Raw genomic sequence first — 13822 nt, 5'->3', positions numbered from 1 at the left:
ATGATGCAAACTGCAACCTTCTACATCATTAACGAAGAGAGCCCGCAAGCAACGGTGGCTGGCTTTGAAGAATACATCGTGTTTTTGGCTCAGCACTTTGCTCGCCAAGGCGCTAAAGTGTATTTAAACTGCCAAGACAAACCACACGCCGAGCAGCTCGCTGAAGCCTTTTGGCAAGTTGATGCAGACAAGTTCATGGCACATAACCTCGTAGGCGAGGGACCGAAATACGCCACCAATATTGAAATCGGCCATGAAGGTGTAAAACCTAATTGGAACCGTCAGCTGGTAATTAATTTGGCGGAAAATGAGACAACCTTTGCGAACAAGTTTGCTCAAGTGGTAGACTTCGTGCCCTGCGAAGAAAAAGCTAAACAACTCGCAAGAGAAAGATATAAAATTTACCGTCAAGCAGGTTACCAGCTGCAAACGATCGAAATTCAATATCCTTAACGGTCAATCCTTATAGTTAAGGCGATCTTGTTAAGATCCCTCACTTATAAAGATTGACTAAGATTCAACCATCAACGTATCCATTAAAAGAGCGCTATGGAAAAGACATACAACCCAACTTCAATCGAACAAGCTCTGTATCAGACTTGGGAAGAGAAAGGCTACTTTAAGCCACACGGTGACACTACTAAAGAATCATACAGCATCATGATCCCGCCACCGAACGTCACTGGTAGCCTACACATGGGCCACGCGTTCCAAGATACGATCATGGATACGCTTATCCGTTGTGAACGTATGAAGGGTAAAAACACCCTTTGGCAAGTAGGTACTGACCACGCTGGTATCGCAACTCAGATGGTTGTTGAGCGTAAGATCGCTGCAGAAGAAGGCAAAACAAAACACGATTACGGTCGTGAAGCTTTCATCGACAAAATCTGGGAATGGAAAGGCGAATCTGGCGGCACTATCACTAAGCAGCTTCGTCGTCTTGGCGCATCTGTAGACTGGGATCGTGAACGCTTTACGATGGACGATGGTCTATCTAACGCCGTTCAAGAAGTCTTCGTACGTCTATACGAAGACGATCTAATCTACCGCGGTAAGCGTCTAGTTAACTGGGATCCAAAGCTACACACAGCGATTTCAGATCTAGAAGTAGAGAACAAAGACACTAAAGGCCACATGTGGCACTTCCGCTACCCACTAGCAGATGGCGCTAAAACAGCGGATGGCAAAGACTACATCGTTGTTGCAACGACTCGTCCAGAGACCGTGCTAGGCGATACGGGTGTTGCAGTTAACCCAGAAGATCCACGTTACAAAGATCTTATCGGTAAAGAAATCATCCTTCCTATCGTTGATCGTCGCATCCCAATCGTGGGCGATGAGCACGCAGATATGGAAAAAGGTACTGGCTGTGTGAAAATCACACCTGCGCACGACTTCAACGACTACGAAGTAGGTAAGCGCCACCAGCTACCAATGATCAACATTCTGACTTTCGACGCGAACATCCGCGACTCAGCAGAAGTATTCAACACTAACGGCGAAGCAAGCGACGCTTACAGCACTGAGCTACCAGCTAAATACCACGGTATGGAGCGTTTTGCCGCTCGTAAAGCTATCGTTGCTGAATTCGACGAGCTAGGCCTACTTGAAGAAGTGAAAGATCACGATCTACAAGTTCCTTACGGCGACCGTGGTGGCGTGGTTATCGAACCAATGCTAACTGACCAATGGTACGTACGTACTGCGCCTCTAGCGAAAACCGCAGTTGAAGCAGTAGAAAACGGCGACATCCAATTCGTTCCTAAGCAATACGAAAACATGTACTTCTCTTGGATGCGTGACGTTCAAGACTGGTGTATCTCTCGTCAGCTATGGTGGGGTCACCGCATCCCAGCTTGGTACGACAACCAAGGTAATGTTTACGTAGGTCGCACTGAAGAAGAAGTTCGTAAGAACAACAACCTAGAGTCTGTCATTGAACTTCACCAAGACGAAGACGTACTGGATACGTGGTTCTCTTCTGCACTATGGACGTTCGGTACTCAAGGTTGGCCAGAGCAAACTGACGATCTGAAAGTATTCCACCCTTCAGACGTTCTAGTAACTGGTTTCGACATCATCTTCTTCTGGGTTGCGCGCATGATCATGATGACCATGCACTTCGTGAAAGACGAAAACGGCAAGCCACAAGTACCATTTAAAACGGTTTACGTTACTGGTCTAATCCGTGACGAAAACGGCGACAAGATGTCTAAGTCGAAAGGTAACGTACTTGACCCAATCGACATGATCGATGGTATCGACCTAGAGTCTCTCGTAGAGAAGCGTTGTGGCAACATGATGCAGCCTCAACTAGCGAAGAAGATCGAGAAGAACACTCGTAAGACGTTTGAAAACGGTATCGAAGCATACGGTACAGACGCACTGCGTTTCACTCTTGCAGCAATGGCATCAACAGGTCGTGATATCAACTGGGATATGAAACGTCTTGAGGGTTACCGTAACTTCTGTAACAAACTATGGAACGCAAGCCGTTACGTAATGATGAACACAGAAGAGCAAGATTGTGGCTTCAACGGTGGTGAGATTGAATATTCACTAGCAGACAAGTGGATTGAGTCTCAGTTTGAACTCGCAGCGAAAGCGTTTAACAACCATATCGACAACTTCCGTCTAGATATGGCTGCGAACACGCTTTACGAATTCATCTGGAACCAATTCTGTGACTGGTACCTAGAGCTAACTAAACCCGTTCTATGGAAAGGTACTGAAGCGCAACAGCGTGGTACTCGCCGTACACTCATCACGGTTCTTGAGAAGACGCTACGTCTAGCTCACCCAGTGATTCCTTACATCACTGAAACTATCTGGCAAAGCATCAAGCCATTAGTTGAAGGTGTAGAAGGCGAGACAATCATGCTGCAAGCACTGCCTCAATTCGACGAAGCAAACTTCAACCAAGAAGCGCTAGACGACATTGAATGGGTGAAAGCGTTCATTACCAGCATCCGTAACCTACGTGCTGAATACGACATCAACCCTGGTAAGCCGCTTGACGTTATGCTGAAAGCAGCAAATGCAGAAGATGCCTCTCGTCTAGAAGCAAGCAAGCAAGTACTGATGTCACTAGCGAAGCTAGAAGCAGTACGCGTGCGTGAAACTGGCGAACAAACTCCTGCATGTGCGACAGCACTGGTTGGTAAGTCTGAGTTGATGATCCCAATGGCAGGTCTGATCGACAAAGATGCTGAGCTTGCTCGTCTAGATGGCGAAATCAAGAAGACTCACGGCGAAATCAAGCGTATCGAAGGCAAACTAGGTAACGAAGGCTTCGTAGCGAAAGCACCTGAAGCAGTTGTTGCTAAAGAGCGTGAGAAGCTTGAAGGCTACAAAGAAACGCTAGCTAAGCTAGAAGAGCAGAAGACAACGATCGCTGCGCTTTAAGCCTCAGTGAAAGAGAAGAATTAGCACTTCTCACTTTTTGGTTCAAAAGGTTGGTCATCATGGCCAACCTTTTTTGTATACATTTCACCAAAACCATCATCAATAGCTTCCCCCTATCACAACAATACTCATTACCCATTAGCATTAATGAGAATTATTATCGATAATAAGCTCATCGAAACAAACACGATTGAGTAATTATCATGAAAAAGACACTAACTTTCGCAGCACTGCATTTTACTATCGCATTTAGTGTCGCTTACGTACTCACAGGCGACATTCTAATTGGTAGTTTAATTGCCATGATTGAGCCTTCAGTGAACACCGTAGCCTTCTACTTTCATGAAAAGGCATGGGCAAAAGTCCCAGCACTTAAAGCTCGTCAGTGGATGACCAAATTAAAAACCGCAAGCTTTGCGACCGTGCACTTCAGCGTCGCTTTTACCGTGGTTTACTTACTAACAGGTGATGCATTTGTCGGCGGCGTAATGGCGATGCTAGAGCCAAGTTTGAACACGGTGGCTTACTACTTCCACGAGAAAGTATGGATGCGTAAATCATCAGAAAAAGCTCCAGCACCGCAGTTTTGTTTACATCACCACGCTTAAATATGGAGGCTCACTACGTCTCCTAACGAGAAAAATGACATTTACCATTGACAAGGTTGCGCACCGCAATTAATTTAATTGCGGTGCGCAACTTTATTTTTAGAGGTAAGTGATAATGAACGCTCGTCAACTTCGACACTACTCCCGTCAAGCCGTCCGATTGCTTGGTATGCTTGATAAACAATGCGGCGATGTCGCTCTCACTCCAGTGCAAGCGCACGCATTGGGTGAAATCCAATTGCAGCCATTGACCATCAATCAGCTGGCACAGCAGCTTAATGTCGACAAGTCCAACGCGAGCCGAACCGTTACTGGTTTGATTAAATTAGGTTTGGTCGAGAGCATCGAAAACCCAAAAGACAAACGTAGTCAACTCGTAGCGATTACAGAGCAAGGCCAACAGGCGTTATCACAACTGGACCAACAGCAAAACCACTTCTTTGAACAACTGCTTACCCAACTCGATGACAGCGAGCAAGAGCAACTCAAACTTGGTCTAGAGACTTACCTAAAAGGGCTAACAAAAGTGTGTCAGGCTGAGGAATACGTTCTTCGACCTCTTACTAAAGCAGACAACCCGCAAGTCGCAGATGTGATTCGTAAAGTCTCTGCAGAATACGGCTTAACCGCAGACAAAGGTTATGGTGTGGCCGATCCAACGCTTGATGATATGTATTCGGTTTACAATCAATGCGGGGCCGCCTATTGGGTCATTGAACATCGCGGAGAGATCGTTGGTGGCGGTGGCTTTGCCCCTTTAGCTGGCGAGCCAAATGTGTGTGAACTACAAAAGATGTACTTCTTACCTCAAACACGAGGACACGGTTTAGCCAAACGCATCGTCGCATTGAGCTTACAATTGGCGAAACAATTTGGGTATCAGCAGTGCTATTTAGAGACAACTGAATGTCTGAGAGAAGCGGTAAGCTTGTATGAAAAGCTAGGCTTTGAGCATCTCGATGCCCCGCTTGGACAAACAGGGCATGATGCATGTGAAGTCGTAATGCTTAAAACACTGTAATAAAGAGCATTACTAAGAGTTAAAGCACAACATGGGTAACACAAAGCTCCTGGCTCAAGGCAACAGTGAAGTTTTGGTGCTGCCCATCCAACTCAACAGACAACTGGTAGAGATCACTTGGATCAGGATCAGTAAGAACGGCATACTTTGGCGCTTCGATCTGGAATAAAGCGCTCGCATGCTCCGCTCGGACATCAATAGGAATATGGTAAGTCATACCATTAAACTTAACCGATGCAGAGACCAGGCCCGGCAAAAAAGTTTGATAGTACAAGTCTACTTTAAACTCACAACCACCACCGTGGTGCCAAATCTGTTCGGTAGCCACGCGGTCTAAACGCACATTGCGAATGAACTGCAGATACGGTTCTTGCCATACCCCTAAGCGCTCATCACTTTTTTTATATTCATGATCGGACAGAGAGCACAGCTCAGGTTTATCTTCATCAAACAGAAGATCCTCTTCTTCCTCTAAGAACAAGATTTCAAAGCGGTTACGCCCCATTTGCATGAACGGACGAATGTCTTTCTTGTAGACATTTTGAGAACCGTCACAGTCGAACAATGCTACTCCGTTCAAACGCACTTCTGCATGGTAATCCACACCACCCAACACCATTTCTACCGCTGGGAATGCCATCATGGATTCGTCCACTTCAATGTCATGCATCAGGTGCCACTCTTGCTGACGAATTGCTTCTTCTGTCAGTTCAGCTGGCAATACCTGACTCAAAGGAGCAGGGAAAGTAATGTCATCCTGTGGGATAGAAAGGTCCGTCAGTGGAGAGACTTGCCATAAACCGGCGAGTGAGAGTTGCATATACACCTTGAGCTAGATCAATTTTCACGCATTATAGGGAGAAATCCCCTATAAACTCAATGTGAATTATTTATCGCCTCCACATTCGTCAGTTTTTCAAGGAATAAAAAAACCAGCGTTAAACGCTGGTTTTTCCAAAAGTAGTGAGCTTTGATTACTCGTCGTCTTCATCTTCTTCAGGGTAAAGCGCATCTTCGCCTTCGTAGTACGTACCCCAACCGTCATAGATGATGTCGTATTTTTCTGCCAAGTGAATCAATTTTTCAACTTGCGCATCAATCGCTTCTGCGTCTAGTGCGGACTCCATAGTCGCATCACAGCAAAGCAACTTGTTACCATCTTCATCTTCAGTTTCTTCTGCTTCAAGAACTTCAAAGCCCATCTTGAATGCTTCAACTACCGCTTTTTCTAGCGTGTCAAAATCTTCTGCAAACAGGTGGTGCTCAATTTCGTATAGCGAATCTGGATCGCTGCCATCTTCTAGCAATGCTGCAATGATATCGCGAGTCTCTTCCTTTTGAATCTCAATTAATTCTTCTACTGATAGATATTCATCTTCGTGAGACATGTTTTGGCTCCAGATTAGTTACTTGATGGAAACACAATACCCGATACTGAGTATGCTGATCCGGTGAAATATGGCATGGATTGCGATGAAAAGCCACAAACAAACATCATACCACTGCGATTCTTATCGGTTATTTGAATCTAAATATTAAACCGACCACACAAAGAAACAAAAAATTAACAAAGAATGGCATTTTTTAATATTCAGAACATCCTAATTGACACTTAATGTGGTTATTTTCTCTTTCTATGCGTGTTTATGATGCTTTCTTGAATACACTCACGTGTAAAACGAAGAAGCATAACGAATAAATTCACTTTAATAATGCATAATTTAGAATAAAAATGCACGTTTTATGCACTGTGCGTGTATTCTTTCTCAACGGGAAAATTAGAATAAAAACGCACGCACTCTAATTTTAGTAAAATAGCATTTATATCTAATAATAAATTTCATAAGAATCAAAATAAAAATAAAAAACTCACAAAACCAGAAACACCAGAATATAAACAAAGCTTGATAACTTGCATCTTTCTAGGAAGCTTGTCATAACTAATGGCTGGAAAATTTGTAAGGATACAAAATGAGCAAGCTGTACGTTGGATCAGAAGTTGGTCAACTTCGACGAGTTCTATTAAATCGCCCTGAACGCGCCCTAACCCACTTAACTCCGTCAAACTGTCATGAGTTGCTATTTGATGACGTTCTTGCTGTAGAAGCGGCAGGTGAAGAGCACGATGCATTCGCACGTACGCTGCGCGAGCAAGACGTTGAAGTGCTTCTCCTCCACGATTTACTGGTCGAAACCCTCGCTGTTCCAGAAGCAAAACAATGGCTGCTGAACACTCAGATTTCTGACTTTCGCTACGGGCCAACATTTGCGCGAGACCTACGCCAATACTTTTCAGAAATGGATGATGAACATCTTGCCTGCATCTTTTTAGGTGGCTTAGCATACTCAGAGCTACCGATCTCCTCATCTTCTATGCTGCCAAAAATGAAGCGTCCTCTCGACTTTGTTATTGAGCCACTGCCTAATCACCTCTTTACTCGTGATACCTCATGTTGGGTTTATGGCGGCGTTTCTCTTAACCCGATGATGATGCCTGCACGCCAACGTGAAACAAACCACCTACGTGCGATTTATCGTTGGCACCCAATTTTTGCTGGCCAAGATTTTATTAAATACTTCGGTGACGATGATCTGCATTATGATAATGCTAATGTCGAAGGCGGTGATGTGTTGGTTATTGGTAAAGGTGCAGTTCTTATCGGTATGTCTGAGCGTACGACCGCGCAAGGCGTAGAGAACCTTGCAGCGAGCCTATTTAAAGCAGGCCAAGCGACCGAAGTGATTGCAATTGATCTGCCTAAACACCGCTCATGTATGCATTTAGACACCGTGATGACCCATATGGATGTAGATACTTTCTCTGTCTACCCTGAGATCATGCGCAAAGATCTCGACACATGGCGCTTAACACCAAAAGGCAACGGTGAAATGCATGTTGAAGCCTCACATAACTATCTGCACGCGATTGAGTCCGCTCTTGGCTTAGATCAGCTGAAAATCATCACCACTGGTGGCGACAGCTATGAAGCGGAACGCGAACAATGGAATGACGCCAATAACGTTCTGACTGTAAAACCGGGCGTAGTAATTGGTTACGAACGCAACGTATACACCAACGAAAAATACGATAAAGCTGGCATCAAAGTACTGACAGTACCTGGTAACGAGCTTGGTCGTGGTCGCGGTGGCGCTCGCTGTATGAGCTGTCCAATAGAACGAGACGATATATAACTTACTCGTCCCTTTACATTAGGTGAATCAAAACTAAGGTTGATGTGAATACATCAACCTTTTTTAGCTTTAATTAAAAATAATTATTCACAATAAAAGCATTTATATGTTTTAATAAATTCTATTAATCTAATCACATGTACTAAGGGACGAGCTATGGCTTTCAATTTACGTAACCGCAACTTTTTGAAGCTATTGGACTTCTCAACCAAAGAAATCCAGTTTTTGCTCGAACTGTCTGCAGAGCTGAAAAAAGCTAAATATGCAGGAACAGAGCAGAAGAAACTTCAAGGTAAAAACATCGCACTAATCTTTGAGAAATCTTCGACTCGTACCCGATGTGCGTTTGAAGTCGCTGCCTTTGACCAAGGTGCTCAAGTCTCTTACATCGGCCCTTCTGGCTCGCAGATCGGTCATAAGGAATCGATGAAAGACACCGCTCGTGTTCTTGGTCGTATGTACGACGGGATTGAATACCGAGGCTTTGGCCAATCCATTGTTGAAGAGCTTGGTACTTATGCTGGTGTTCCAGTTTGGAATGGTTTAACGGATGAGTTCCACCCGACCCAGATCCTTGCTGACTTCCTGACCATGCAAGAGCACGGCCGTGGTAAACAGCTACATGAAGTAACCTTCGCTTACCTAGGTGATGCGCGCAACAATATGGGTAACTCACTTATGGTGGGCGCAGCGAAAATGGGCATGGATATTCGCCTTGTCGCGCCAAAAGCGTTCTGGCCTGAAGAGGAGCTCGTGGCAACTTGTCAAACTATCGCGCAACAAACCGGTGCAAAAATCACGTTAACAGAAAGCGTTGAGGAAGGTGTGAAAGGTTGTGACTTCCTATACACCGACGTTTGGGTGTCTATGGGTGAGTCTGCCGAGGCATGGGATGAGCGTGTAGCGTTAATGACGCCTTATCAAATCAATATGGACGTGATTGAGCAAACGGGTAATCCACATGTGAAATTCATGCACTGCCTTCCAGCTTTCCACAATGATGAAACCACCGTCGGCAAAGAAGTCGCTGAAAAATACGGTATGAAAGGCCTTGAAGTAACAGAAGAGGTATTTGAATCGGAATACTCCATCGTATTCGACGAAGCTGAAAACCGTATGCATACCATCAAAGCCGTGATGGTTGCGACGCTAGGAAGCTAAACCAGTGCGCAAAAACAGCCGATAAAAACCATGATGTAATCGCTTGCGCTCACGAAAGTTAAGCGTATAATGCTCGGCAATTTGTCTGAGGATTAAGAAATGACCACGCTGATTGCTGACGTAAAAACGCGATTTGCTCTCGCTAAGCGACTACGCTTACGTGGTGTTATTTTCGTTAATTCTATTGAATTTTAAAACCTCCCCATTGGGGAGGTTTTTTTATGTCCAAAATTCCTTTCGGTTATTTGGATGTAGTCATCAATGTTATAGGGAAGAAGATCATGGCGAACTCGCTTTACCAGAAGCACATCATCTCTATTCCAGAGCTTTCACGCGAAGAACTGGAACTTATCGTAGAAACAGCAGGTAGCCTTAAAAAAGCACCTCGACCAGAACTGATTAAAAACAAAGTCGTTGCAAGTTGTTTCTTTGAACCATCAACACGTACACGTTTATCGTTTGAAACAGCGATTCAGCGCATTGGTGGTGACGTGATTGGCTTTGATAATGATGGTAATACCTCTCTGGCGAAAAAAGGCGAAACACTCGCAGATTCAGTACAAGTCATCTCTTCTTACGTCGATGCCTTTGTGATGCGTCATCCACAAGAAGGCGCCGCTCGCTTGGCCTCTGAATTTTCAAATGGCGTGCCAGTGATCAACGCGGGCGACGGTGCAAACCAACACCCAACTCAAACGCTACTCGACCTATACACCATCGCGGAAACACAAGGGCGTCTAGACAACCTGAACGTCGCATTCGTAGGTGATCTAAAATATGGCCGCACAGTGCACTCACTGACTCAAGCCTTAGCAAAGTTTAACAACATCCGCTTCTTCTTTGTTGCACCAGATGCGCTGGCAATGCCAGATTACATCTGCGAAGAACTAGACGAAGCTGGCATTCAATATAGCCTACACACAGACATGGAAAGTGTGATTCCTGAACTGGATATTCTGTACATGACACGCGTACAGAAAGAACGCTTTGACGAATCGGAATACGCACATATTAAGTCGGCTTACATCCTAACGGCGGCACTACTAGAAGGCGCACGTGAGAACTTGAAAGTACTGCACCCACTACCACGTGTGGATGAAATCACAACTGATGTTGATAAAACGCCTCATGCTTACTTCTTCCAGCAAGCTCAAAATGGCGTGTATGCTCGCCAAGCACTGCTGGCGCTTGTTCTAAACGAAACACTGTAATCGAGGGGAAAAATCATGGCTAAAGAAACTCAATTGCAGGTAGAAGCAATCAAAAATGGTACGGTCATCGACCACATCCCTGCGCAAATCGGCATCAAAGTATTAAGACTGTTCGATATGCACAATTCATCACAACGCGTAACGATTGGACTGAACTTGCCATCATCAGCACTCGGTCATAAAGATCTACTCAAAATCGAAAATGTGTTTATCAATGAAGAGCAAGCGAGCAAGCTAGCGTTGTATGCTCCTCACGCGACCGTGAATCAAATCGAGAACTATGAAGTGGTGAAAAAGCTCGCGTTAGAGCTTCCTGAGCGCATCAATGATGTATTTGAATGCCCGAATTCAAACTGTATTTCTCATAATGAACCAGTAGAAAGCAGCTTTAGCGTGTTCGAGAAGAAACAAGAAATCCGCCTAAAGTGTAAATACTGCGAGAAAGTGTTCTCACGCGAGATCGTAACCGAGCGATAAACACGCCGCACGACTAGGCTGTGATACGTTTAAAATACCCTGCAATGTCAGGGTATTTTGCTCTTTACCTACCGAGGGTTTAGAGGCAAACTGAGAATCTTTATTCCCTACAACTGATGGAAAAAATCAAATGACGAAAGTACTTCACACTGAGTCTGCACCAGCAGCAATCGGTCCTTACGTTCAAGGCGTAGATCTAGGTAACATGGTTCTTACTTCAGGCCAAATCCCAGTAAACCCAGCGACAGGTGAAGTGTCTGCTGATATCGCAGAACAAGCTCGTCAGTCTCTAGAAAACGTAAAGGCTGTAGTTGAATCTTCAGGTCTTAAAGTATCTGATATTGTAAAGCTAACGGTTTTTGTTAAAGACCTAAATGACTTTGGCACAGTGAACGAAGTTTACGGCAAGTTCTTTGATGAGCACGGCGTAGCAAACTACCCTGCACGCTCTTGTGTAGAAGTGGCTCGCCTACCAAAAGATGTTGGCATCGAGATTGAAGCAATCGCTGTTCGCAAATAATTGCACTTGCTGACAAACATAAAAAAACGGGTAGCTCAGGCTACCCGTTTTTTATTGTCTTTTCGTGATGATATCGCAGTAAAACTTAAGCAGCGTTGCGCTGTTTGACTTCTTCATCTAACGATTCAAGCTTCTCTTTCATCTGTTCACGACAGATATTCGCTAACTCGCGAATGCCCTCTTTACCATAGCCTTCAGTGCTGATTGGAGGTAGCATTTCAACAATCACATGACCATTGTTCCAACGGTTCAGCTTAATTTTATTCGTCGAGCTACATACGATAGGAATGATTGGCACACCTGCACCAATTGCCGCATGAAAAGCACCTGTTTTGAATGGCAGCAAACCACGTCCACGAGAACGCGTGCCTTCTGGGAACATCCACACCGAAACATCACTTTCTTTCATGCTGCTCACGACCTGATCGATAGTACCTTTTGCTTTAGAACGATTCGCTCGGTCAATCAGAATGTTACCCGTAAGCCAGTAAAGCTGACCAAACAGTGGCATCCAAGCCAAGCTCTTTTTACCTACTGTCACAACTTTCGGAGTCACAGCCGCAGAAACAGTAAACATGTCCCAGTTGTTCTGGTGGTTAGCAATGTAAACATGTTGGCCGCGTGAATACGCATCTTCAGGGATACGCAACTCTAACTTAATCCCAAACACACGAGACATCTTGGCAAACAAACGGCCAAAAGTGAAAACGTGCTTAGGGTTTCTAGGGCTTAATAGGCAGTAACCACAACCACCAATAAACATAACAATCGCAAAGATAGCGACAGCAAATACACGTAACAGTGCAATCATTCTTGTTCTCCAGGAACCGGCTTTTGCCAGATACAGCTATTAATATCTCTCTTTCCATAAAGGGAAAATATGGTCATGAGAGTGATATAAAAAAGCCGAAACTCAGGTTTCGGCTCTCTTGATATCCAAGTTACCTGCGGTGCAGTTTAACTTGCCTAGCTCACTCGCTCAATATTTGCGCCAAGTGCAGCCAGTTTATTTTCGATTTTGTCGTAACCACGGTCGATATGGTAAATACGATCAACGACGGTTTCGCCTTTAGCAATGCAACCTGCAATAACCAAACTAGCCGAAGCTCGTAGATCGGTTGCCATCACTTGCGCACCGCTAAGTGACTCAACATCACCACAGATAACCGTATTGCCTTCGATCTCAGCTTTAGCGCCCATACGCATGAGTTCTGGTACGTGCATAAAGCGGTTTTCAAAGATAGTCTCAGTGATTACGCCGCCACCTTTCGCCATCATGTTCAGTAGCGTAAATTGAGCTTGCATATCCGTCGGGAAACCAGGATGTGGCGCAGTACGTACACTTACCGCTTTTAGCTCGCGGTCGGTCATATCAACGGAGATCCAATCTTCACCCGTTTCGACAAGCGCGCCAGCTTCTTCCAGCTTGGCGAGAACCGCTTCAAGCAAATGAGCATTAGTGTTGCGACATACCACTTTACCGCCAGATACTGCTGCTGCGACAAGGAATGTTCCCGTCTCAATACGGTCAGCAACCACGTTGTGTTTACAACCGCCTAAGCGCTCAACACCTTCAATCGTAATGGTATCTGTGCCAGCGCCAGAGATTTTTGCGCCAAGCTTATTTAGGAAATCAGCGGTATCGACGATTTCAGGCTCACGCGCAGCGTTATCTAGTGTTGTTGTGCCTTCCGCCAGCGCTGCGGCACACATGATGGTGATCGTCGCGCCTACGCTGACTTTATCCATCACGATGTGCGCGCCTTTTAGACGACCATCCACTTCTGCTTTCACATAACCATCTTCTAATGTAATGGTTGCGCCAAGCTGCTCTAAACCAGAAATATGCAGATCCACAGGACGGGCACCGATGGCACAACCGCCTGGTAAAGAAACCTGACCTTGACCAAAGCGCGCCACCAAAGGACCTAAAGCCCAAATAGAAGCACGCATGGTTTTCACTAAATCATAAGGCGCGCAGTATTCTGTAATACTGCTTGGATCAACATGAACAGAGCCATTGCGGCTTACTTTCGCGCCTAAACGCTTAAGCAATTCCATAGTTGTGTCGATATCACGAAGGTGTGGTACGTTTGCCACTTCTACTGGCTCTTCCGCCAAGATAGACGCAAATAAAATCGGCAGTGCTGCGTTTTTTGCACCTGAAATGGTCACTTCACCAACTAGTGGTTTATCTGACCCAATAACTCGAAACTTTTCCATC

General features: G+C 45.1%; 14 protein-coding genes. 10 read left to right on the top strand and 4 right to left on the bottom strand.

Annotated features, from left to right (window positions below; translation table 11 throughout):
• The first annotated feature begins 3 nt into the window (after window positions 1–3).
• The 4 genes from R7Q41_RS20710 (at window position 4) to R7Q41_RS20695 (ending at window position 5037) form a co-directional block, all read left to right on the top strand.
• Window positions 4–453, top strand: coding sequence for a DNA polymerase III subunit chi (locus R7Q41_RS20710; protein ID WP_031777270.1), 450 nt, complete (start codon window positions 4–6; stop codon window positions 451–453).
• 96 nt (window positions 454–549) lie between these two features.
• On the top strand, window positions 550–3408 hold the full coding sequence (locus R7Q41_RS20705; RefSeq protein ID WP_318144648.1) for a valine--tRNA ligase: 2859 nt from the start codon (window positions 550–552) through the stop codon (window positions 3406–3408).
• A gap of 203 nt (window positions 3409–3611) precedes the next feature.
• Window positions 3612–4016, top strand: coding sequence for a DUF2061 domain-containing protein (locus R7Q41_RS20700; RefSeq protein ID WP_005381078.1), 405 nt, complete (start codon window positions 3612–3614; stop codon window positions 4014–4016).
• 115 nt (window positions 4017–4131) lie between these two features.
• Complete coding sequence (locus tag R7Q41_RS20695) at window positions 4132–5037, top strand: bifunctional helix-turn-helix transcriptional regulator/GNAT family N-acetyltransferase (protein WP_080276939.1); 906 nt, start codon at window positions 4132–4134, stop codon at window positions 5035–5037.
• Between the two features lie 19 nt (window positions 5038–5056).
• Here the strand turns inward: R7Q41_RS20695 and R7Q41_RS20690 are convergent, their stop codons facing one another.
• Window positions 5057–5857: a glycosyl hydrolase 2 galactose-binding domain-containing protein gene (locus R7Q41_RS20690; RefSeq protein WP_318144647.1), complete on the bottom strand. Its 801-nt coding sequence runs from the start codon at window positions 5855–5857 to the stop codon at window positions 5057–5059.
• 154 nt (window positions 5858–6011) lie between these two features.
• Window positions 6012–6425 (bottom strand): ribonuclease E inhibitor RraB, encoded by a 414-nt coding sequence (rraB, locus tag R7Q41_RS20685; RefSeq protein ID WP_005381081.1) that lies wholly within the window; start codon window positions 6423–6425, stop codon window positions 6012–6014.
• Window positions 6426–7008: 583 nt separating this feature from the next.
• Between rraB and arcA the strand changes: the two genes are divergently transcribed.
• The 6 genes from arcA (at window position 7009) to R7Q41_RS20655 (ending at window position 11598) form a co-directional block, all read left to right on the top strand.
• Entirely contained in the window at window positions 7009–8229 is a 1221-nt protein-coding gene (arcA, locus tag R7Q41_RS20680; RefSeq protein ID WP_005381082.1) for an arginine deiminase, read from the top strand.
• A gap of 156 nt (window positions 8230–8385) precedes the next feature.
• A complete protein-coding gene (locus tag R7Q41_RS20675) occupies window positions 8386–9390 on the top strand; it encodes an ornithine carbamoyltransferase (protein WP_136976376.1) in 1005 nt (334 codons plus the stop codon).
• A 99-nt stretch (window positions 9391–9489) separates the two neighbouring features.
• The gene (locus R7Q41_RS20670; RefSeq protein WP_005381084.1) at window positions 9490–9585 is read left to right on the top strand and encodes a hypothetical protein; all 96 of its coding nucleotides are present in this window, start codon (window positions 9490–9492) and stop codon (window positions 9583–9585) included.
• Between the two features lie 86 nt (window positions 9586–9671).
• Window positions 9672–10601 (top strand): aspartate carbamoyltransferase, encoded by a 930-nt coding sequence (gene pyrB, locus R7Q41_RS20665; protein ID WP_005381085.1) that lies wholly within the window; start codon window positions 9672–9674, stop codon window positions 10599–10601.
• A 15-nt stretch (window positions 10602–10616) separates the two neighbouring features.
• Entirely contained in the window at window positions 10617–11078 is a 462-nt protein-coding gene (gene pyrI / locus R7Q41_RS20660; RefSeq protein ID WP_005381086.1) for an aspartate carbamoyltransferase regulatory subunit, read from the top strand.
• Between the two features lie 130 nt (window positions 11079–11208).
• Window positions 11209–11598: a RidA family protein gene (locus R7Q41_RS20655; protein WP_005381087.1), complete on the top strand. Its 390-nt coding sequence runs from the start codon at window positions 11209–11211 to the stop codon at window positions 11596–11598.
• Window positions 11599–11683: 85 nt separating this feature from the next.
• Here R7Q41_RS20655 and R7Q41_RS20650 read toward each other — a convergent pair whose 3' ends face one another.
• Entirely contained in the window at window positions 11684–12409 is a 726-nt protein-coding gene (locus tag R7Q41_RS20650) for a 1-acylglycerol-3-phosphate O-acyltransferase (RefSeq protein WP_005381088.1), read from the bottom strand.
• Window positions 12410–12564: 155 nt separating this feature from the next.
• The gene (gene murA, locus R7Q41_RS20645; protein ID WP_005388419.1) at window positions 12565–13821 is read right to left on the bottom strand and encodes a UDP-N-acetylglucosamine 1-carboxyvinyltransferase; all 1257 of its coding nucleotides are present in this window, start codon (window positions 13819–13821) and stop codon (window positions 12565–12567) included.
• Between the last annotated feature and the right edge of the window lies 1 nt (window position 13822).

The organism is Vibrio sp. 2096, assembly GCF_033339595.1.
In the GTDB taxonomy this organism is placed as follows: Bacteria; Pseudomonadota; Gammaproteobacteria; order Enterobacterales; family Vibrionaceae; genus Vibrio; species Vibrio alginolyticus.
This window is presented reverse-complemented; position numbering and strand designations above follow the sequence as displayed.